Origin of the sequence: Sphingomonas arantia, from assembly GCF_042682045.1 — a bacterium.
GTDB lineage: Bacteria > Pseudomonadota > Alphaproteobacteria > Sphingomonadales > Sphingomonadaceae > Sphingomonas_R > Sphingomonas_R arantia.
Genome location: NZ_JBHUGS010000002.1, coordinates 477,316 through 497,521, shown reverse-complemented (window position 1 = coordinate 497,521; position 20,206 = coordinate 477,316). Strand labels below are relative to the sequence as shown.

The following is a 20,206-nucleotide window of genomic DNA, read 5'->3' as shown; positions in this document are numbered from 1 at the left end:
CGCGTCCCTGGATCCCGGATCACGGGTCTTATCGGTTCGCAAGCTCGCTCGACCTACGAAGCCTCACAGACAGCTATAATAACCCGCCCGCTGCATCTTCGGCACGCGCCTGGCGATGTTGTTGCCGTAGCGCCGCGTGAACCCCGTCGGCGAGATCGCGCCGCGCTTCTTGGGCAACGGCAGCACTGCGGCAATCCGCGACGCCTCCGCCATGCTCAGCCGCGACGCGTCGTGGTGGAAATAGCGCTGCGACCCGGCATTGACGCCGTAGGTGCCGATCCCGGTCTCGGCGATGTTCAGATAGACTTCCATGATCCGCCGCTTGGGCCACGTCGCCTCGATCAGCACGGTGAACCACGCCTCCAGCCCCTTGCGGAAGAAGCCGCCGCCCTGCCACAGGAACGCGTTCTTCGCGACCTGCTGGCTGATCGTCGATCCGCCGCGCAGCCGGTGCCCGGTCGCATTGTTGCGAATCGCGCGGCCGATCGCCGTCACGTCGAACCCGTGGTGGCGGCAGAAATTGCCGTCCTCCGCCGCGATCGCCGCGCGCGGCATGTCCGGATCGATCCGGTTGAGCGACATCCAGTCCTTGTCGATCCCGCGCCCGGCGAACGCGTCGCCCAGCATCGTCGCGGTGACCGGCGGCGGCACGAAACGGTAGGCCAGCACCCACAGCACCGACACGACCAGGAAGATCAGCGCGATCCGCAACACGAACCGCACGATCCGTGCAAACGGGGATCGGGACCGGGTCGGGGCGGGGCTGGACGACGCGCTGCTCATCCTGACCGCGTAGCCGATCGTTCCGGCGGCGTCATCCTGTCGCGGACCGATCGGCCGCACCGCTTGCGACACGGGTAAAGTTGGCAGATGGCCATGGTATGATTCTACCCCGACTCCACGCCCTCGCCGTAGCGGCACCCGTCATGCTGGTGCTGGCGCCCGCACCCGCCGCCGCGCAGGCCGCAGACGCCCCGACGCGCCCCTATTGCCCGACGCGGCCCAGCCTGGGTGCGGGCGCGTGCATCACGGAGATCGGCCATCCGATGCTGGAGATGGGCGTCGCGGACTGGCAGCGCGAGACGGACGACGGCGGCCGCACCGACACGTTCCTGACCGGCGACACGCTGGTCCGCGTCGGGCTTGGCGACACGACCGAGGTGCAGCTCGGCTGGACGGCCGTCGGCCATGTCCGCGAACGCGATGCGACCGGCATGGTTGATCGCCGGACGCGGATCGGCGACGTGTCCCTTGCCCTCCGCCAGAACCTCAGCAACCCCGACGGATCGGGGTTCAGCCTCGCGCTCCAGCCGTTCGTGACGCTCCCCGTCGGCCGCCAGCCGATCGGCGAGGGCACCTGGGGCGCGGGCCTGACCGTGCCGATGGGCTATGAGCTGAACGACATAGTCCAGCTGCAGCTGACCGCGGAGGTCGACGCGACGCCGGACGAGGACGGTATCGGCCGCCACCGCGCCTATTCCGCGATCGGCGGCATCGCGCTGACACTCAGCAAGGCGGTCTCCGCCACCGTCGAGCTGTCCGCCGCGCGCGACCGCGACCCGGACGGCGCGCAGACCTTCCTGCTCGCCGCGCTGTCGGGCGGCTACCAGGTCAGCGACAACGCCCAGATCGACTGCGGCACCGCGATCGGTCTGAATGCAGACAGCCCGGCCGTGCGGATCTTCGCGGGCTTTTCACGCCGCTTCTAAACCCCCCAAACCCGTTCGGTTCGAGCCTGTCGAGAACTCAGCGGAACGGTCTCAACAGGCTGAACGGGCTAGATCAAGCCGACTTCAGCCCCGCCAGCAGCGCCGCATATTCCGTATCCTGCGCCTCCCCCTGCGCCACCGACGCCGCCCAGATCCGGTCCAGCCGCGCGGTATCGATGACCTTCGCCGCCTGCGCCCGGTCGATCCGCAGCTGGTCGAGCGCCTCCGTCACCTTCGCGGTCCGCTCGCGAATCGCATCGAGCCGCGACACCGCCTGCTGCGCCACGATCCAGCCCTCGCTGCCGACCGCCGCACCACGCGCCCGCCCGACCGCCGTCCGCGTCGTCGCCGCGGTGGAAGACCATTCCAACGCGGCGTCCTTCAGCTCGGTCTCCAGCGCGGTCACCTGCGTTTCCAGCGCGCTGTCGCCGACCGGGACCGGCGCGGTCACGGTCCGCTCCGGCTGGCGGGCGATCGCCTCGATCGGGCGCGGCGCGAGCGAGGGAAAGGCGGTATCGCCCGCACACCCCGCGAGCAGCGCAAGGGCGGCGCAGGAGAGGGCGGGAAGGGCGGCGGCGCGGGGGCGATATGTCATGCCGCCTTATGCATCATCATTTTACCGTCGCAACGGGGTTGCACGATCTGCATGTGGTGGCTAGAGACCCTCCCACGGCGCACCCATAGCTCAGCTGGATAGAGCATCAGACTACGAATCTGAGGGCCGGGCGTTCGAATCGCTCTGGGTGCACCAACTCATACCGCCGGAAACGGCAGGGCCGGTCCTTTCGGGGATCGGCCTTTTTTATTGTACTGCGAGTTTCGGGGGCGGGGTGGCCAATATCACTCACAAACCCTCCGTTCGTGCTGAGTAGAGACCGAGTAGCGCCACTTGGCGCGTATCGAGGGCTTGTATCGAAGCAGCACTGCGTAGCCCCCTTCGATACGGGCCTTCGACTGCGCTCAGTCCCTACTCAGGGCGAACGGGTGAATAGGATTTGAGTTCGCTGAGGTTGAGTTCTGCAAGAAGCGCAGATCGCGCCACCCGGATTGCATTGTGCAAATCGGGATCACCCAGCGCATCCGGCACGATCCGCTCCGGCCAATAGCGTTCGACTACCCCCGCAATCCGGTCCAGCTTTGCAAAATCCACCAGGAACCGCGGGTCGACCGTCGCCGGATCGCACAGCACGCGCAGCCGCAGACACGCCGGCCCCCCGCCATTGGCCATCGATTCGCGCACATCGACGAACTGCACGGCGCGGATCGGCCCGTTGCCCGCGACCAGCGCGTCGACATAGGTCCGCACGCTGTCCACGTCCTGCGCCTCGCGCGGCAGGATCAGCACCGCGCCGCCCGCCGGCCGCGTCACCAGCTGTGCATTGAACAGGTAGCTCCGGATCGCGTCGGCGAGCGGTACCGAAGCGGCCGGCACCTCGACGATCTCGACCGCGGGCAGTACGGCACGCAGCGCATCGAACGCCGCCGTGCGGTCCGCGAACGCCTGCTCATGCGCGAACAGGATCGTGCCGTCCGCCACCGCGACGACATCGTTGTGGAACGCACCCGCCGCGATCGCCGCGTCCGACTGCTGCCAGAACAGCGTCCGCGCCGGGTCGAGCCCGTGGCGACGCGCGACAGCGCGACTGGCCTGTTCGTGCTGTCGGGCCGGAAAGGCGCCGCCTGGCCGGCCGTAGACGAAGATCTCGACCCCCGGCGCACCATCCGCCATCGCCAGCCGCATATGATTCGCCGCGCCCTCGTCCCCGAACGGGGCGGGGACGGGGCCGTGGACCGCAAAGGCAGGGTCCGCGAACGCCAACCGCAATTGCCCCAGCGTCGCGGGCCATTCATGCGCGCGGTGCGGCATCGTCAGCAGGTTCGCGACGCTCAGGTGGCAACGGCCGTCCGCGCTGTCCGCCGCGGGCGAGACCGTTGCGGCATTGGCGGCCCACATCGCCGACGCACTCATCGCGTTCGCCATCAGCAGGCTGTCGGCTGTCTCTGGCGTCGCCCCGAGCGCCGCCAGCCAATCCGCAGCGGGGCGCGGCTGGGGCAGCAGGATGCCCTGCGTCAGGCCGAGCGACAGCGCCGTGCGCATCTTCGCCACGCCCTCCAGCGCCGCGTCGCGCGGGCGGGACACGCGCCCGGCATTGCCGACCGCCGCCAGGTTGCCGACGCTCAAGCCCGCATAATTGTGGCTTGGACCGACGATCCCGTCGAAATTGATCTCCACCACGGCATCAGCGTGCGACATGAACGAACCCCCCGCCGACCGGCAGTTCCAGCGCACGCGCCGCCGCCGGCTCGACCGCCATGCCGCCCGGTGCCGAGGCGATCCGCCCCCACGCCGCGCGGAACGTGTCGTAATGCCCGGTGGCGAGCAGGGCCGCGCGCCCGCCGTCCGCCGCATCGCCCGCCGCGCGGGTCGCATCGGCCGCACCCTGGATCGTCGCAATCCGGTCGGTCTGCGCCGCCATCGTCGGCCCGCCGTCGAAGATGTCGACATAACCCTCGTGCGCGAAGCCCTCCTTTTCCAGCATCCGCATCGCCGCGCGGCCGGTGGGGTGGGGCAGGCCCAGCACATGGCGCGCCGGCTCGCTCAGCATCGCGAGGTAGACCGGGTCCTTGGGCATCAAATCCGCGATGAACTGCGTCCCGTGCGTGGCGTTGAATTCGTCCGCGTCCTGGAACCCCATGCCGAAGAACTTGGCGCCCAGTCCGTCCCAGAAGGGCGATCCGCCCGCCTCGTCGATCACCCCGCGCAGTTCCGCGATCACCCGATCCGCGAACCGCGCGCGGTGCTGACGGATGAACAAATAACGGCTGCGCGCAAGCAGCAGGCCGAGCCCGCCGGCCCGTTCGCGCGGGTGGAGGAACAGCCCGCCGACCTCCGACGCGCCCTCATAGTCCGTGGTCAGCGACAGCATCTCCGCCTTGAATGTGCGGCCCAGCTCGCGGCTCGTCTGGCTGAGCGTGCCGAGCCGGTAGCTGTAGAAGGAGCAGGTCATGCCGACGCAGCTGAAGATCTGCGCGGTACCGGCGATGCGGCCGTCCTCGGCATTTTCCAGGATCAGCAGGAACAGATCGTCGCCCAGCGCATCGTCGGTGCGCCCGAACGCGGCGGCTGAGCGCGCCAGCTTGGCGGTCAGCGCGGGCCGGTCCGGTGGCAGGTTGGTGAACCCGCCACCGGTCAGCTTCGCCATCTCGTACAGCGCATCGATATCGTCGGTGCGCGACGGGCGGACGAAGAACGTCATGGCCGGCCCCCCGTCGCCAGTCGGTGCAGCACCAGCGCGGACAGGCGCGCGCGTTCGGCCAGGCTGTCGATCATCAGAAACTCCGCATCGCTGTGGATCGCCCCGCCGCGTGCGCCCATCGTGTCGATCACCGGCACGCCGCATGCCGCGATATTGTTGCCGTCGCAGACCCCGCCGGTCGCCGACCAGCCGATCTTCAGCCCCAGCTCCGCCCCGCAATCCCGCACCAGCGCGAACAGCCGTTCCGCGGCGGGATCGAGCGGCTTCGGCGGCCGTCCGAACCCGCCGTGCAGGTGGATTGTCACGTCGTGCGTCGCCGCGACCATCGCGATCGCCGCGTCGAGCGCGGACCGTGCGCGCACCTCGTCCTCCGGGGTCGCGGGGCGCATGTTGATGCGCAGGATGGCATGGTCGGGCACGACATTGTTCGGCCCGCCACCCTCGATCCGCGCGGGGTTGACCGACAGCCGCGGCCCGGCCGCCTTCGACAGCCGCAGCGCCAGATCGGCCGCCGCGACGACCGCGTTGCGCCCGTCCTCCGGATTGCGCCCGGCATGCGCGCTGCGCCCCGTCACGATCGCGGAGAAGTTCCCGCTCCCCGGCCGCGCACCCGCCAGCGTGCCGTCGGGCAGCGCCGGTTCGTAGGTCAGCGCCGCCGCCTTGCCGCGCGCCGCCGCCGCAATCAGCGCCGCCGACCCGCCCGATCCGACCTCCTCGTCAGCGTTCAGCACGACCTCGTAGCCCAGTCGCTCGCGCACCGGATCCCCCTCGATCGCGGCGAGCGCGGCCAGCATGATCGCGATCCCGCCCTTCATGTCCGCCACGCCGGGGCCGTTCAGCCGGTCGGGCGCGCTCAGGCGCGTCGCCTGGAACGGATGGTCCGCGGCGAACACCGTGTCCATATGCCCGGTCAGGAGGATCTGGACGGGGGCCTCGGGCCGGACGCGAAGGTGCAGGTTGGCGCCGTGGGGTTGCTCTGCGCGCGTCCCGTCGGGGAGGACCGCGTCGACCGGCTCCGGGGGCACCAGCGTGATCTCGCCGGGCAGGACGGCGAAGGCATCCGCCAGCAGCCCGGCCATCGTCGCGAGCCCGGCTAGGTTCCGCGACCCACTGTTGACCGCGGACCAGGCGAGGACCTGATCCAACATAGGGGCGGCAGCGGCACGGTCGAGCAGGGCGGTGTGGAGCATGGCGGGACTGTAGGACGGGAGCGGGCGGAGTGGAACCTGCGATGCTGGGGCGCTCGTCTGGGTTGCCTCCCACCCACCGTTTGTCCTGAGTAGGGGCCCCTCGGCTGCGCTCGGGGAAGAGGGTGCCTCGATTTCGCTCGGCATGGACGGAGTTTGGGGTTCAGAGTCTGAAGTTTGAATTGTGCAGTCAATCTAACCACCCCCCAACCCCATTTGGTTCGAGCCTGTCGAGAACTTAGCGCTAAGTTCTCGACAAGCTCGAACCAAACGGGGTGGGCGGCGGGGCGGACAGGCCGGGCAGGGGCGGCAGATTCGGTACGTGGGCAGGGCGGCGTCGGTCACCCCAACCCCAACCCCTAAAACCCGTAAACCAGCGTCGCCCGCCCCAGCGTATCGACCGAACGGTTCCGCGTCGGTGCGGCGCGCTCATACTGCACGTTGTACGAAAACCGCGCCTTCAGCGACCCGATGATCGTCGTGTCGAGCGCGGTACTCGACGTCGCACTGCGGTTGTCCGGTTCTAAGTAGACCGACGCATTCTGGGTCAGCACCAGCTTGGGCGTCACGTTCCACGTCAGGTTGGCCGATCCGCGCCCGGCCAGCCCGCTCTCCTCAGGCAGTTCGACATAGTCGGTGCGGCGCAGCGCGGGGCCGCCTTCGAGGTCCAGCTTGATCGGCCCGGTGCGGAACACGCTGTACCCGATCCCGCCGCCGGCGGTCAGACGCGTGGTGTAGCCGAGCAGCCGATCGCGCTCATATTGCGCGATGCCGTAGATGTAGAGCTGCTCGTTGATCTTGTAGTTCGGCTGGTACGCGGCGTTGAACCGCTCCGTGCTCGTGACGCCGTCGGTGCGCTGGTAATCGACGCGTCCGGTCAGCTTGTGGCGCCAGTCGATCCCGTCGCGGTTCGCCGCCGCGCCGACATAGACACCGAGCGCATCGGTGTTGCCGGTCGACCGAGAGGCGCCCAGCTCGATCGAACCCTTCCAGTAATCCAGCGGCCCGGCGAGCATCAGCGCGTCGCGTTTCTCGCGTGCCTCCCGCGCCTTGCGTGCCGCGACGCGGGCGAGATACGCCTCGTTGATCCGGTCGATCTGCACCGCGGTTTCGGGGTTGGTCGTCTTGGCGAACTTCACCACCGCCGCGACCGCCGCGGGATCGCCGCTGCTGACCGCGGCGTTCACCACCGCGCGGATCTGTTCGGGCAGCACGGGCGGCGCATCCTCCGGCCGGCGCGGTTCGAGCAGCGGGAGAGGCTCGGGCGGCGGCGGCAGGAAAAACACCAGCACGGGGGCAGGCGGCGGCACCGGTGTAACCGGTTCCAGCAACTCGGGCGGCAGGGTCAGCACCTGCGCGGCGATCAGGATCAGCGGGGTCATCGGCTACTCGCGGGATAAATGATCGGCGAACTCGCGTAGCACGTCGCGGTACAATTCTGCCTTGAACGGCACGATCATGTCCGGAAGTTCGCGCGCTTCGGCCCATTTCCAGGCGCGAAACTCCGGATGCGGGGTCTCGATGTCGATTTCGTCGTCTTGCCCCAGGTACCGCATCAGGAACCAGACCTGCCGCTGCCCACGCCACTTGCCGCGCCACAACGACCCGGCAAGATCGGTCGGCAGGTCGTAGCGCAGCTCGCCACGCGACCGCGCGAGGATCTCTACCAGCCGCGCCGGAATGCCGGTTTCCTCCTCCAGCTCGCGCAGCGCGCCCGCCTCCGCATCCTCGCCGGGGTCGAGCCCGCCCTGCGGCATCTGCCAGGCGTCCAGCGTCGTGTCGCGGCGCTGCGCCACAAACACGCGGCCGTCCCGGTTGAGCAGCATGATGCCGGCGGCGGGGCGATACTGGTCGGCGCTCATCGCGGTGCGGCCTGCGCCATCACGCGGTTGGCCTCCGCCTCCGCGATCATCGGTTGCAGCACGGCCAAGCACATCGCCAGATCGCCCTGCGACGACGGAATCGCGCGGCGCAGGCTGATGAAGCCGTGGACGTTGCCGACCGCCTCGCGGTAGATCGTCGGCACGCCGGCCTGAATCGTCTTGGCGGCATAGGCGCGCCCCTGGTCGCGCAGCGGGTCGAGCCCGGCGGTCACCACCAGCGTGGCGGGCATGTCGTGCTGCGACGCGATCAGCGGCGATCCGCGCCAGTCCGCGACGTCGGGCGCGTAGCTGTCGTGAAACCACGCCATCCCTTCGCGCGTCAGGAAATAGCCGTCGGCGAACTGCGCGAACGACGCATATTCGGTGGCCTTGTCGACCGCCGGATAGATCGGCCACTGCGCCACGACCGGCACGTCCGCCGCGCGGTCGCGCAGCGCGAGCGCGGTGACGACGGTCAGCGTGCCGCCAGCGCTGTCGCCGGCCAGCACCAGCGAGGTGATGCCGAACCCGAGTTCGCTCGGTCCCGTCGCGACCCAGCGCGCCGCCGTCTCGCAATCGTCGGGTGCTGCCGGCCACGGATATTCGGGCGCCAGCCGGTAATCGACCGAGATCACCGGCATGTCGAGCGTCCGGGCGATCTCGGCACAGGCCGGCTCGTGCGTCTCCAGATCGCCGATCACGAAGCCGCCGCCGTGGAAGAAGACCATCACCGGCCCGGGGGCACGCGACGGGCGCGGATCGTACAGCCGCAGCGGGATCATGCTGCCGTCGGCGCGCGGGCATTCCAGATCGCGCAGCACGGCGAGCGGCCCGACGTCCAGATCGACCAGCGACCGCGAATCGCGCATCTGCTGGCGTGCGGCGACCGCGCCGATCTCGTGGCTGCGCGGGCCGGGCAGGGCGTTCAGATAATCGAGGAACGCCCGCACGTCCGGGCGCGCGGGCGGCAGTCCGTCGTTCGGATCGGCGGGGGGCTGTCTCATATCGGTCATGCACTTCTCTCCGCAGCGGCGCGTGCCTACCTAGTCCGCGATGCTGCACGTCGTCCACCACCCGGCCTATGTTTCGCCGCCACCGCCGGGATCGACGTTCACGTTCGACAAATACGGGCTGGTGATGGAGGTGCTGGCGAACGGCAGCTATCCGCACATCGTCCACACCCCCGATCCGATGCCGCGCCACTGGGTCGAGGCGGTCCACGACCCCGCCTATGTCGAACAGGTGCTGTCCTGCACCGTGCCGGCCGACAAGACACGGCGGATCGGTTTTCCCGTTACCGAACGCGTCGCGCGGCGGGCTTTGCTGTCGCCGGGCGGCACTTGGCTCGCGGCTAAACTGGCGATGCGGCACGGGTTCGCCGCGAATGCCGCGGGGGGCAGCCACCATGCGCTCTACGATACGGGCGCGGGGTACTGCGTGTTCAACGACCTCGTCATCGCCGCCAACCGGCTGATCGCGGAACGCGACGTCGACCGCATCCTGATCCTCGACCTCGATGTGCATCAGGGCGACGGCACCGCGGCGTTGACCATGGGGCGCGACGACATCTTCACGCTGTCGGTCCATGCGGCGAAGAACTTCCCGGTCCGCAAGGCCGCCTCGTCGCTCGACGTCGACCTGCCCGACGGAGTGGGAGACGAGGCGTATCTCGAAATCCTCGACGAGCATCTGCCGCGCGTGATCGACGGGTTCGCGCCCGACCTGATCCTGTACCAGGCGGGCGTCGATCCGCACCGCGACGACCGGCTCGGCCGGCTGGCGCTGAGCGACGCGGGCCTCGCCGCGCGCGAACGCCATGTGATCGCCGCGGCGCGCGGGATCCCGGTCGCCAGCACGATGGGCGGCGGCTACGGCAACGACCGGCTCGCGGTGGCCACGCGCCACGTCGCGGCGATGACGACGCTGGCGGGGGCTGCGCGCGGATAAGGGCACGCGGATAAAATGCCGGATAAAATGGCGGAGTCAGGCGTTTCCAGCGCCTGTTCGATACGGAGCCGCCCCCATATGACCACCCCATCCATCGTCTGGTTCCGTCAGGACCTGCGTCTGGCGGACCAGCCGGCGCTGGCGGCCGCTGCCCATGACGGGCCCGTGGTGGGGGTCTATGTGCTCGACGACGATGCGCCCGGCGCGTGGAAGATCGGCGGGGCGCAACGCTGGTGGCTGCACCACAGCCTGACCGCGCTGGCCGCAGATCTGAAGAAGCACGGCGTTCCGCTGATCCTGCGGCGCGGCGATGCGGTGGCGGAGATTGGCAAGCTCGCCAAGGAGGTTGGCGCGGAGACGGTCCACGCAGTCCATCACTACGAACCCTGGTGGAAGGTGGCGGAGGACGCGCTCGGCAAGGCGCTGACGCTTAAGCTCCACGGCGGGATGCTGCTCGACGATCCGGACAGCATCCGCACCGGATCGGGCGGCCGCTACCGCATGTTCACCGCGTTCTGGAAGGCGCTCCGCGAACGCATGCCGCCGCCCGAGCCGATCGCCGCACCGCGCAACCTGTCCGGTCCGTCCGGCAAGATCGCGTCCGACGATCTCGCCGACTGGAAACTGCTGCCCACCACGCCCGACTGGTCTCCGGGTTTCGCGGACTGGAAGCCTGGCGAGGCGGGCGCTCATGCAGCGCTGAAGGCGTTCGTGCCGAAGGTTGGCGCGTACGACACCGCGCGGAACCTGCCGTCCGAGGAGGGCACGTCGCGGCTCTCCCCGCACCTCCACCACGGCGAGGTCTCGCCCGCGGCGGTCTGGCACGCGGTGGCCAAGGGGAAGGGCGACACCGAACCCTATCTGCGCGAGGTCGGCTGGCGCGACTTCACGTCGAATGTCATCGACATCCTGCCCGCCTATGCCGACGCGAACGGCCGCAACGCCTATGACGCGATGCCGTGGCGCACGGGCAAGGAGGCCGACGCCGACTTCAAGGCGTGGACCGAAGGGCGCACCGGCTACCCGCTGGTCGACGCCGGGATGCGCCAGCTCTGGACGCATGGCTGGATGCACAACCGCGTCCGGATGGTTGCGGCCAGCTTCATGATCAAGCATCTGCTGCTCGACTGGCGGCGCGGCGAGGCGTGGTATTGGGACTGCCTGATCGACGCCGACTACGGCAACAACAGCGTCAACTGGCAATGGGTCGCCGGGACGGGCATCGACTCCAATCCGTTCGGCCGCATCATGGCGCCGCTGACCCAGTCGCCCAAGTTCGACGCGGCCGACTATATCCGCACCTGGGTGCCAGAACTGGCGGACCTGTCCGACGGCGCGATCCACGATCCGGAGGAGGCCGGGTGCCGTCCCGCCGACTATCCCGAAAAGATCATCGGCCACCGCGAGGCGCGCGAGCGCGCGCTGCAGGCGGTGAAGAAGGTGACCGCGCGCGATCCCGGCGCGTCGGACTGACTTCACCACCCGCAAACCCGCTTCCGCTTGCATCCGATCCCGCACGACGCCACTGAGCGCGCATGACGACCGATACCCCGCGCCGGGGCGACCATCTTGTCCGGGCCGATCGCGGTTTTTCGACCGGGGGCGGGCGGGTCTCACGCTTCTTGGCGCCCGCCTTCCACCGCGTGCTCGACCGCGTCGACCGCGGCCTGGCGGAGGGCGCGATCGAGGCGACGCTGCCCGATGGGCGCAAGCGCCGGCTGGGCGGTCGCAAGCCCGGACCTGTCGCGATCGTCACGCTGCACGATTGGCGGCCGCTGATGCGGCTGATGCTGTCCGGCTCGGTCGGCTGGTATCGCAGCTGGGCGGACGGCGAATGGTCGAGCCCCGATCCGGTGCCGCTTTTCGACCTGTTCATGCGCAACCGCGTGCCGCTCGGCGCCACCGCCCGCGCGCATGGCTGGGGGCGGATCGTCAACCGCTTGGCCCACGCCTGGCGCCGCAACGATCCGCGCGGCGCACGGCGCAACATCGCGTTCCATTACGACCTGGGCAACGACTTCTACGCCGCCTGGCTCGACCCGGGCATGACCTATTCCAGCGCGATGTTCGGCCACCCGGACGAGTTGCTCGAACAGGCGCAGCGCCGCAAGATCGGCGCGCTGCTCGACCGGCTCGGCACGCGGCCCGGCGAGCGGCTGCTGGAAATTGGCTGCGGCTGGGGCGCGCTCGCTGATGTCGCCGCGCGAGACTATCGCCTGACCGTCACCGGCCTCACCCTGTCGGCGGAACAGAAGGCGTGGGCGGACGCGCGCGTGCCGGAGGCCGTCACGATCGCGCTGCGCGACTATCGGGCCGAGACCGGCACATACGATGCGGTCGCCAGTGTCGAGATGGTCGAGGCGGTCGGCGCGGAATATTGGCCGACCTACATGGCCGCCATCGCCCGCGCGCTCAAACCCGGCGGGCGCGCCGCGATCCAGTATATCGCGATCGACGACGCGGTGTTCGAGCACTATGCCGCCAGCGCCGATTTCATCCAGACCTATGTCTTCCCCGGCGGCATGCTGATCTCCGAATCGCGTTTCCGCGCGGCGGCCGCGGCGGCCGGGCTCGACTGGCACGACCGGGTCGGCTTCGGAACCGACTATGCCGAGACGCTGCGTCAATGGCGTGTCCGGTTCGACGCCGCGGTGGCGGAGGGACGCCTGCCGCCGGGCTTCGACGACCGCTTCGTCCGGTTGTGGCGCTACTACCTGATGTATTGCGAAGGCGGCTTCCGCGGCGGCGGGATCGACGTGGCGCAGGTAACGCTGGTGAAGCGCTGAGCCGCTACAGCTTCGGCAGGGTCACCCCGCGCTGGCCCATATATTTGCCCGCGCGGTCGGCATAGCTGACCTCGCACGGCTCGTTGCCCTTCAGGAACAGAAACTGGCACGCGCCTTCGTTGGCATAGACCTTGGCCGGCAGCGGCGTGGTGTTGGAGAATTCCAGCGTCACATGCCCCTCCCAACCCGGCTCCAGCGGCGTCACGTTCACGATGATCCCGCAGCGCGCATAGGTCGATTTGCCGAGGCAGATCACCAGCACGTCGCGCGGCACGCGGAAATATTCCACCGTCCGGGCCAGCGCGAAGCTGTTCGGCGGGATGATGCAGCAATCGGTTTGCCGGTCGACGAAGCTGTCCGGATCGAAATTCTTCGGGTCGACCGTCACCGAATGGACGTTGGTAAAGATCTTGAACTCGTCCGCCACCCGCGCGTCGTACCCGTAGGACGACAGCCCGTAGCTGATGCACCCGTCACGCCGCTGCGCCTCGACGAATGGTTCGATCATACCATGCGCCTCCGCCTGTTCGCGGATCCAGCGGTCGGATTGGACGGTCATGTAGCCTCTTTCTTTCTAAGCCCTCTCCCCNGCCCCCCCCCCGCAACGGTGCGGGTCTAGAAGTGCGGCCGTCTCAAGCCAAACCCCTCTCCCCAACCCTCTCCCCGGAGGGGAGAGGGGGCAGGTTGCGCTACACCACCACGCCCAAATCCCGCGGCCCGAAGGCGTACGGGATGAGATCCGACAGATCATGCCGCTCGATCTCGTCCCCCGTCGCCGACCCGCAATAGACCAGCACGTCGCGCCCGCCGACCTGGGCCGCCTCGTTCAGCACCTGGCGGCAGCGCCCGCACGGCCTTATCGGCGCGGTGCCCTCGATCCGGTCGCCGCGGATCATGCCGCCGACGATCCCGATCGCCACCACATCGCGCAACCGCCCGGCCACGTTCACCGCGGCTAGTGCCACCGTTTCGGCACACAGCGACAGGCCGTAGCTCGCATTCTCGAAATTGGTCCCCGGCACGATGCTGCCGTCGGTCAGCAGCACGGCCGCGCCGACCGCGAAGTTGGAATAAGGCGCATGCGCGTTCGCCGCCGCGGTGCGCGCCGCGTCGATCAGCACCTGTCCGGCGACCTCGGTCATCGCCACCTCAACCACGGATGTGCAACATGCAGATCAGCGTGAACAGTCGGCGGGCGGTGTCGAAATCCACGTCGATCTTGCCTTCCAGTCTTTCTTTCAGAAGCTCCGCGGCATCGTTGTGGATACCGCGGCGGGCCATGTCCACCGTCTCGATCTGCTGCGGCGTCGACGCGCGCAACGCCTGGAAATAACTGTCGCAGATCGCGAAATAATCGCGGATCGGTCGGCGGAACCGCGCCATCCCCAGGATCAGCGTCTCCAGCCGCTCGCCGCCCATCGCCATGATGTCGATTGCCAGCCGCCCCTCCTGCGTGGCCAGTCCAATCCGGAACGGCCCGGCATAGTCCTCGGGGTAGGGCCGCAGCGGACGGAAATGGTTGCTCTCCAGCAGGTCGACGATCGCGACCTGCCGTTCCTGTTCGATATCGGCATTGCGCCACAGGATGGTCTTTTCGTCCAGATCGACGGCGATGATGCGGGGATCGGACATGGCAGCCTTTCCGCCTAGCCGAGCCTGCGGGCCGCCGCAATCGTAGCGCGGCTTATCCACAGGACAGCGATAAGCTGTGGGCGACCGCGACCAAGCCGGTTGAGGGTGCGGCCGAAAGCGCCGATGATGCGCGCATGGCTACTGCATTCCCCTACACCGTCGCATCCCCGCCGCCCGAACAGACGCTGCCGCACAATGTCGAGGCGGAGGCGGCGCTGCTCGGCGCGCTCATGATCGACAACCGCCTGATGGAGGATGTGCAGCTGAAGCTCCGTCCCGACCATTTCTACGAGTCGCTGCACGGCCGGATCTACGAAGCGATCATCCGGATGGTCGACAAGAACATGATCGCCAACCCGGTGACGCTGCGCCCGCTGTTCGATGCGGACAGCCAGATGCGCGAACTGGGCGGGCCGGGCTATCTGGCGCAGCTGACCGGATCGGGCGCCGCGCTGATCGGTGCGCGCGATTTCGCCGCGCAGATCTACGACCTGGCCTTGCTCCGCGCGCTGATCGGCGTCGGCCGCGACATGGTTGAAACCGCGTTCGACACCAGCGAATCGGTCGATCCGAAGGGCCAGATCGAGGAGGCCGAAACTGCACTCTACAAGGTGGCGGAGGAGGGCGGCGAACAGGGTTCGGTCAAGACCTTCGCGCAGGCGACCCGCATGGCAGTCGAGACCGCGGAACGCGCGCTGCAATCGGGCGGGCACCTGTCCGGCATCACCACCGGCCTCGACAGCGTGAACAGCAAGATGGGCGGCCTGCACCGCTCCGATCTCATCATCCTGGCCGGCCGTCCCGGCATGGGCAAGACGTCGCTCGCCACCAACATCGCGTTCAACGCGGCGATGCGGCTGGTCCGCGACCGCAACGACGGGATCGAGGATGCCAAGTCGGTCGGCGCGGCGGTCGCGTTCTTCTCGCTCGAAATGTCGTCGGATCAGCTCGCGACGCGTATCCTGTCGGAGCAGTCGGGGATCAGCTCCGAAAACCTCCGCATGGGCAAGATCAGCCAGCAGGATTTCCGCAACCTGGCGCGCGCCGCGGCCGAGCTGGAGAACCTCCCGCTCTATATCGACGACACGCCGGGCCTGACGATCGCCGCGCTCCGCACTCGAGCGCGCCGGTTGAAGCGTCAGCGCGGGATCAACCTGATCGTCGTCGACTATCTCCAGTTGCTCCAGGGATCGGGCAAGGCCAGCGACGGCAACCGCGTGCAGGAGATTTCGGAGATCAGCCGCGGGTTGAAAACGCTCGCCAAGGAACTGCATCTGCCCGTGATCGCACTGTCGCAGCTCAGCCGCGCGGTCGAAAGCCGCGAGAACAAGCGCCCGATGCTGTCTGATCTGCGCGAATCCGGGTCGATCGAGCAGGACGCCGACATGGTCTGGTTCGTGTACCGCGAGGAATATTACATCAACTTCGCCAAGCCCAAGGAGGCGAGCGCGGGGGAGGGCGACAGCCTGGCCTCGGTCGCGGAGTTCGAGGACTGGCAGCGCAAGATGGCCGACGCGCACGGCAAGGCCGAGCTGGTGATCGCCAAACAGCGCCATGGCGCGACCGGCACCGTGACGTTGAAATTCGAGAGCAAGATCACCCGATTCTCCGACTTGGCCGACGAAAGTTTCCGTTCATTGGAGGAATAGTGCGCGCTTGTATGATGTTGCAGGGGAGTTGAAGACTGGCGATGGCTGACCAACGATCCGCGACCGATGCCGGCGTTCTTGCGCTGCAACACGGCGATCCGCGGACTGCGCGCGGACATTTCCAAACTGTCCTGCGCGGCAATCCGCGCGATGCGCAGGCCTGGCTCTACCTGGCGCACAGCTGCCAGATTTCGGGCGACCTGACCGGTGCCGAGGCAGCGGCTGATCGGCTGCTCGCGCTGGAACGCGGGAATCTCTACGCGTTGCTCATCAAGGGCGAGATCAGGCTTGCGGCAGGCGACGAACGCGCGGCCTCCAGCTACCTCACATTTGCACTGCAATCCGCCACCGCCGCACCGGATGTCCCGCCCGACCTTCGCGCGCGGCTGCGATCGGCGGACGACGCTGTCGTGACGATCCAGGCAAAATTCCGCGCACATCTCGACCGGCAACTTGCGGATGCGGCGGTCGATCCGGCGGCCCAACCGGGCAGGTTCCGTGAGGCGCTGGATATCCTGTCCGGAACTGCGACCGTCCAGCTGCAACAACCGACCAGCTTTTTTTACCCCGGCCTGCCGCATACCAGCTTCTTCCCGACTGGCGGACTCGATTGGGTCGCCGCACTGGAGGCAGCTGTTCCTGCGATGCGTGCCGAGGTCGAGGCGGTACTGGCGCAGGACCACGGGTTCGAACCCTATATTGTCGCCGAACCAAACCGCCCCAACCGCGACCATGCACTGCGGGACGATATTCGCTGGAGTGCGCTTCACCTGTGGCAGGGTGGCGTGATCGTTCCGGCCAACGCGACGCGCTGCCCGCGGACGATGGCCCTGCTGGCCGCGGCGCCCATGCCGGCGATCGCTGGGCGGTCGCCGATGGCGTTGTTCTCGCAACTGCGCCCGCGAACGCATATTCCGCCGCATCACGGCATGCTCAACACCAGGCTGATATGCCATATTCCGCTGATCGTTCCGGATGGGTGCCGCCTGCGCGTCGGCAACGAAACCCGCGCTGTCCGGACCGGGGAAGCGATGCTGTTCGACGACAGTATCGAACATGAAGCGTGGAACGACAGCGACGACGTGCGCGTGGTGCTTCTGTTCGAGGTTTGGCGTCCTGAACTGACGCCGCAGGAACGCGCGGGACTTACGGCGCTGTTCGAGGCACCGGGCAGCTATGGCGCGACCGGCTGACCGCCCTCAGAACGCCGGCTCTTCCCCCGGCAGTTCGCTCACATGAATGCCGCATTCTATCTTGTCCCACCCGCGCCAGCGGCCCGCGCGCGGGTCTTCCCCCGGCCGCACCTTGCTGGTGCAGGGCTGGCAGCCGATCGACAGATAACCCTGCTCGACCAGCGGATGCGGCGGCAGCTTGTGCTCCACGAAATAGGCGTCGAGTTCCGGCTTGGTCCAGCTCGCCAGCGGGTTGATCTTCAGCCGGCCATAGCCGTCCGTCTCGTCCAACTCGAAGCGGGGCAGGGCGGTGCGGGTCTTCGCCTGGAACCCCTTGCGCCCGCTGATCCACGCGTCGAACGGCGCCAGCGCGCGCGCCAGCGGCTCGACCTTGCGGATCTCGCAGCACCCGTCCGGGTCGTAGGACCAGCGCAGGCCAGTGCCGTCCTTCGTCGCCAGCGCGGCCGGATCGGGGCGGTAGACGCGCAAATCGGTGAAGCCGAGCTGCTCGGACAGCGCATCGCGGTACGCCAGCGTCTCGCCGAACATCTTTTGCGTGTTGGTGAAGACCAGCGGCACGCTCCGGTCGATCTCCGACACCAGATGCAGCAGCACCGCCGACTCCGCGCCGAACGACGACACCAGCGCGATGCGCCCCGCCAGTTCGCCGGTCACCAGCTCCCGCAACATGACATCGGTCGCCACCCCGTCGTAGCGCGTGTTGAGCGCCGCGACGTCGGCGGCGGTGAACGCCGGGGCGGTGTCGATCATGTCGATCCGGCGCGCGGCCTCAGCCATGTCGCAACGCCCAGACCGGGCTCCGGCCGTCCGCGGCCTTCTGATACACGTTCGGATAGCGGTCGAGCGTGCGGCCCAGCGCCGCCTCGTCGAGCGGCACGTCGGGCACGAACGAGTCGAACCCGCAGCGCCGCATCAGCGGGATCTGGTCAACGAGCAAATCACCCTGCGCGCGCAGTTCGCCGAGATACCCGGCCTCGCGCAGGATGCGCCCGGCGCTGTACCCGCGTCCGTCGCGGAACTTGGGGAACGCCACCTCGATCAGCGCCAGCCGATCGAGATGCGGCAGCAGCGCGCGCGCATCGTCAGTTGGCTCCAGCCGGACCGCGGTCGCGTTACTCTCCCCGACGAACTCGGCCAGCGGGGCGGGGGGCGCGTCGTGGGCGACGTCGTCACGGAAACGGATCATGCGAACGCACCTCGAAGTTCTATTAGCCCCTCTCCTTCAGGGGAGGGGTTGGGGTGGGGGCGACCTCGCCAAGCCTGCAACATTGGAAGGGTGAGTAGCTCAGCCCCACCCCAACCCCTCCCCTGAAGGAGAGGGGCTTTCGACCGGCTCTTGGGAAATAGCTCACCCATAGATCGCGGCCTTGAACGGTTGCAGGCCGACCCGGCGGTAGGTGTCGAGGAACCGCTCGCCCGGCTCGCGCAGGCCGCGATAGGTTTCGACCGCCTTCTCGACCGCATCGACCACGCCGTCCTCGGAAAAACCGGGGCCGATGATCTTGGCGATGCTGGTGTCCTCCGCCGCCGATCCGCCGAACGAGAGCTGGTAATTCTCCTCGCCCTTCCGATCGACACCCAGGATGCCGATGTGGCCGGCATGGTGGTGGCCGCACGCGTTGATGCAGCCGCTGATCTTCAGCTTCAACTCGCCGATATCGCGCTGCCGGTCCGGATCGGCGAACCGTTCCGTGATCTTTTGTGCGACCGGGATCGAGCGCGCATTGGCCAGGCTGCAATAATCGAGCCCGGGGCAGGCGATGATGTCGGTCACCAGATCGAGGTTCGCGGTGGCGAGCCCCGCGGCGACCAGTGCATCCCAGATCGCGCGCAGGTCCTGCCGCTGGACATGCGGCAACACGACATTCTGGCTGTGCGTAATGCGGATCTCGTCGAAGCTGTAGCGTTCGGCGAGGTCCGCGATCAGGTCGATCTGGTCCGCGGTCGCATCGCCCGGAATACCGCCGGTCGGCTTCAGGCTGACCGTCACGATCGCATAGCCCGCCGCCTTGTGCGCCGCGGTATTCTGGTCGACCCAGTGCGCGAAGCCCGCGTCGCTGCGGTCGATCTCGGTCGGCAAACCTTCCGCGAACGCCGGCGGCGCGAAGAACGCCGCGATCCGGTCATATTCGGCCTGCGGCGGATCGAGCCCGAGCGTCTTCACATGCGCCCATTCCTCCTCGACCTGGCGCGCATATTCCGGCGCGCCCAGTTCGTGGACGAGGATCTTGATCCGCGCCTTGTAGATATTGTCGCGCCGGCCGTAGCGATTGTAGACCCGCAGGCACGCCTCGACATAGCTCAGCAGGTCGGCCGCCGGAATATAGTCGCGGATGACCGACCCGATCATCGGCGTCCGGCCCATGCCGCCGCCCACCAGCACGCGGAACCCGAGTTCGCCCGCCTCGTCGCGCCGCATCTGCAACCCGATATCATGCAGCTGGATCGCGGCGCGGTCCTGCGCCGCCCCGATCACCGCGATCTTGAACTTGCGCGGCAGGTAGCTGAATTCCGGGTGAAAGCTCGACCACTGGCGCAGCAGCTCCGCCCAAGGCCGCGGATCGCCGACCTCGTCCGCCGCAGCGCCCGCATATTGATCGGACGAGATGTTGCGGATGCAGTTGCCCGACGTCTGGATGGCATGCATCTCGACCGTCGCCAGCTTGGCGAGGATCTCGGGCGTATCCTCCAGCTTGATCCAATTGAACTGCAAATTCTGGCGCGTTGTGAAGTGACCGTAACCGCGATCGTAATCGCGCGCGATCGACCCCAGCATTCGCATCTGCCGGCTGTCGAGCGTCCCATACGGGATCGCGACGCGCAGCATATAGGCGTGAAGCTGCAGATAGAGCCCGTTCATCAGCCGGAGCGGCTTGAACTGGTCCTCGGTCATCTCGCCCGACAGGCGGCGCGCGACCTGATCGCCGAAATCGGCGACGCGCGCATCGACCAGCGTCTGGTCGTAGGTGTCGTACTTGTACATC

20 protein-coding genes and 1 tRNA gene are annotated in these 20,206 nt (G+C 68.2%); 7 read left to right on the top strand and 14 right to left on the bottom strand.

The annotated features are described in order from the left end of the window. Positions 1-63: 63 nt before the first annotated feature. The gene (mtgA, locus tag ACFSGX_RS08105) at positions 64-783 is read right to left on the bottom strand and encodes a monofunctional biosynthetic peptidoglycan transglycosylase (protein WP_380928946.1); all 720 of its coding nucleotides are present in this window, start codon (positions 781-783) and stop codon (positions 64-66) included. A gap of 98 nt (positions 784-881) precedes the next feature. On the opposite strand from mtgA, the gene ACFSGX_RS08100 reads away from it, so the two are divergent. Continuing rightward, a complete protein-coding gene (locus ACFSGX_RS08100) occupies positions 882-1,709 on the top strand; it encodes a transporter (RefSeq protein WP_380928945.1) in 828 nt (275 codons plus the stop codon). Positions 1,710-1,782: 73 nt separating this feature from the next. Here ACFSGX_RS08100 and ACFSGX_RS08095 read toward each other — a convergent pair whose 3' ends face one another. Further along, positions 1,783-2,304: a hypothetical protein gene (locus ACFSGX_RS08095; protein WP_380928943.1), complete on the bottom strand. Its 522-nt coding sequence runs from the start codon at positions 2,302-2,304 to the stop codon at positions 1,783-1,785. Positions 2,305-2,383: 79 nt separating this feature from the next. Between ACFSGX_RS08095 and ACFSGX_RS08090 the strand changes: the two genes are divergently transcribed. Further along, positions 2,384-2,460 (top strand) — tRNA-Arg (locus ACFSGX_RS08090). Positions 2,461-2,676: 216 nt separating this feature from the next. Here ACFSGX_RS08090 and ACFSGX_RS08085 read toward each other — a convergent pair. The 6 genes from ACFSGX_RS08085 to ACFSGX_RS08060 all read right to left on the bottom strand — a co-directional run bounded on the left by ACFSGX_RS08085 (position 2,677) and on the right by ACFSGX_RS08060 (position 9,028). After that, entirely contained in the window at positions 2,677-3,963 is a 1,287-nt protein-coding gene (locus ACFSGX_RS08085; protein WP_380928941.1) for an N-succinylarginine dihydrolase, read from the bottom strand. Beyond that, complete coding sequence (locus ACFSGX_RS08080; protein ID WP_380928939.1) at positions 3,950-4,966, bottom strand: arginine N-succinyltransferase; 1,017 nt, start codon at positions 4,964-4,966, stop codon at positions 3,950-3,952. The genes ACFSGX_RS08085 and ACFSGX_RS08080 overlap by 14 nt, the downstream gene beginning before the upstream one ends. Next, a complete protein-coding gene (locus ACFSGX_RS08075; protein ID WP_380928938.1) occupies positions 4,963-6,156 on the bottom strand; it encodes a hydrolase in 1,194 nt (397 codons plus the stop codon). Before ACFSGX_RS08075 ends, ACFSGX_RS08080 begins: the two co-directional genes overlap by 4 nt. Before the next feature lie 356 nt (positions 6,157-6,512). Continuing rightward, positions 6,513-7,535, bottom strand: a complete 1,023-nt coding sequence (locus ACFSGX_RS08070) for a DUF481 domain-containing protein (protein WP_380928937.1) — start codon at positions 7,533-7,535, stop codon at positions 6,513-6,515. Positions 7,536-7,538: 3 nt separating this feature from the next. After that, on the bottom strand, positions 7,539-8,015 hold the full coding sequence (locus ACFSGX_RS08065; protein ID WP_380928935.1) for an RNA pyrophosphohydrolase: 477 nt from the start codon (positions 8,013-8,015) through the stop codon (positions 7,539-7,541). After that, the gene (locus tag ACFSGX_RS08060; protein WP_380928934.1) at positions 8,012-9,028 is read right to left on the bottom strand and encodes an alpha/beta hydrolase; all 1,017 of its coding nucleotides are present in this window, start codon (positions 9,026-9,028) and stop codon (positions 8,012-8,014) included. The genes ACFSGX_RS08065 and ACFSGX_RS08060 overlap by 4 nt, the downstream gene beginning before the upstream one ends. A 40-nt stretch (positions 9,029-9,068) precedes the next feature. Here ACFSGX_RS08060 and ACFSGX_RS08055 point away from each other — a divergent pair, with 40 nt between their 5' ends. The 3 genes from ACFSGX_RS08055 to ACFSGX_RS08045 all read left to right on the top strand — a co-directional run bounded on the left by ACFSGX_RS08055 (position 9,069) and on the right by ACFSGX_RS08045 (position 12,748). Then, positions 9,069-9,962, top strand: a complete 894-nt coding sequence (locus ACFSGX_RS08055) for a histone deacetylase family protein (protein WP_380928932.1) — start codon at positions 9,069-9,071, stop codon at positions 9,960-9,962. A 78-nt stretch (positions 9,963-10,040) separates the two neighbouring features. Continuing rightward, a complete protein-coding gene (locus ACFSGX_RS08050) occupies positions 10,041-11,435 on the top strand; it encodes a cryptochrome/photolyase family protein (RefSeq protein WP_380928930.1) in 1,395 nt (464 codons plus the stop codon). Positions 11,436-11,497: 62 nt separating this feature from the next. Then, positions 11,498-12,748 (top strand): class I SAM-dependent methyltransferase, encoded by a 1,251-nt coding sequence (locus ACFSGX_RS08045; protein ID WP_380928929.1) that lies wholly within the window; start codon positions 11,498-11,500, stop codon positions 12,746-12,748. 4 nt (positions 12,749-12,752) lie between these two features. Here ACFSGX_RS08045 and dcd read toward each other — a convergent pair whose 3' ends face one another. From dcd to ACFSGX_RS08030, 3 genes are all read right to left on the bottom strand, one after another. After that, on the bottom strand, positions 12,753-13,307 hold the full coding sequence (dcd, locus tag ACFSGX_RS08040; RefSeq protein WP_157177216.1) for a dCTP deaminase: 555 nt from the start codon (positions 13,305-13,307) through the stop codon (positions 12,753-12,755). A 130-nt stretch (positions 13,308-13,437) separates the two neighbouring features. Beyond that, entirely contained in the window at positions 13,438-13,890 is a 453-nt protein-coding gene (locus ACFSGX_RS08035; protein ID WP_380928927.1) for a cytidine deaminase, read from the bottom strand. Between the two features lie 7 nt (positions 13,891-13,897). After that, entirely contained in the window at positions 13,898-14,380 is a 483-nt protein-coding gene (locus ACFSGX_RS08030; protein ID WP_380928925.1) for a UPF0262 family protein, read from the bottom strand. A 134-nt stretch (positions 14,381-14,514) separates the two neighbouring features. Here ACFSGX_RS08030 and ACFSGX_RS08025 point away from each other — a divergent pair, with 134 nt between their 5' ends. Further along, on the top strand, positions 14,515-16,029 hold the full coding sequence (locus tag ACFSGX_RS08025) for a replicative DNA helicase (protein ID WP_157177213.1): 1,515 nt from the start codon (positions 14,515-14,517) through the stop codon (positions 16,027-16,029). Positions 16,030-16,070: 41 nt separating this feature from the next. Then, the gene (locus ACFSGX_RS08020; protein ID WP_380928924.1) at positions 16,071-17,222 is read left to right on the top strand and encodes an aspartyl/asparaginyl beta-hydroxylase domain-containing protein; all 1,152 of its coding nucleotides are present in this window, start codon (positions 16,071-16,073) and stop codon (positions 17,220-17,222) included. Positions 17,223-17,228: 6 nt separating this feature from the next. Here ACFSGX_RS08020 and ACFSGX_RS08015 read toward each other — a convergent pair whose 3' ends face one another. From ACFSGX_RS08015 to ACFSGX_RS08005, 3 genes are all read right to left on the bottom strand, one after another. Further along, the gene (locus tag ACFSGX_RS08015) at positions 17,229-17,999 is read right to left on the bottom strand and encodes a phosphoadenylyl-sulfate reductase (RefSeq protein ID WP_380928922.1); all 771 of its coding nucleotides are present in this window, start codon (positions 17,997-17,999) and stop codon (positions 17,229-17,231) included. After that, on the bottom strand, positions 17,992-18,408 hold the full coding sequence (locus ACFSGX_RS08010) for a DUF934 domain-containing protein (protein ID WP_380928920.1): 417 nt from the start codon (positions 18,406-18,408) through the stop codon (positions 17,992-17,994). Before ACFSGX_RS08010 ends, ACFSGX_RS08015 begins: the two co-directional genes overlap by 8 nt. Positions 18,409-18,570: 162 nt before the next feature. Next, on the bottom strand, positions 18,571-20,205 hold the full coding sequence (locus ACFSGX_RS08005; protein ID WP_380928918.1) for a nitrite/sulfite reductase: 1,635 nt from the start codon (positions 20,203-20,205) through the stop codon (positions 18,571-18,573). Position 20,206 lies beyond the last annotated feature (1 nt).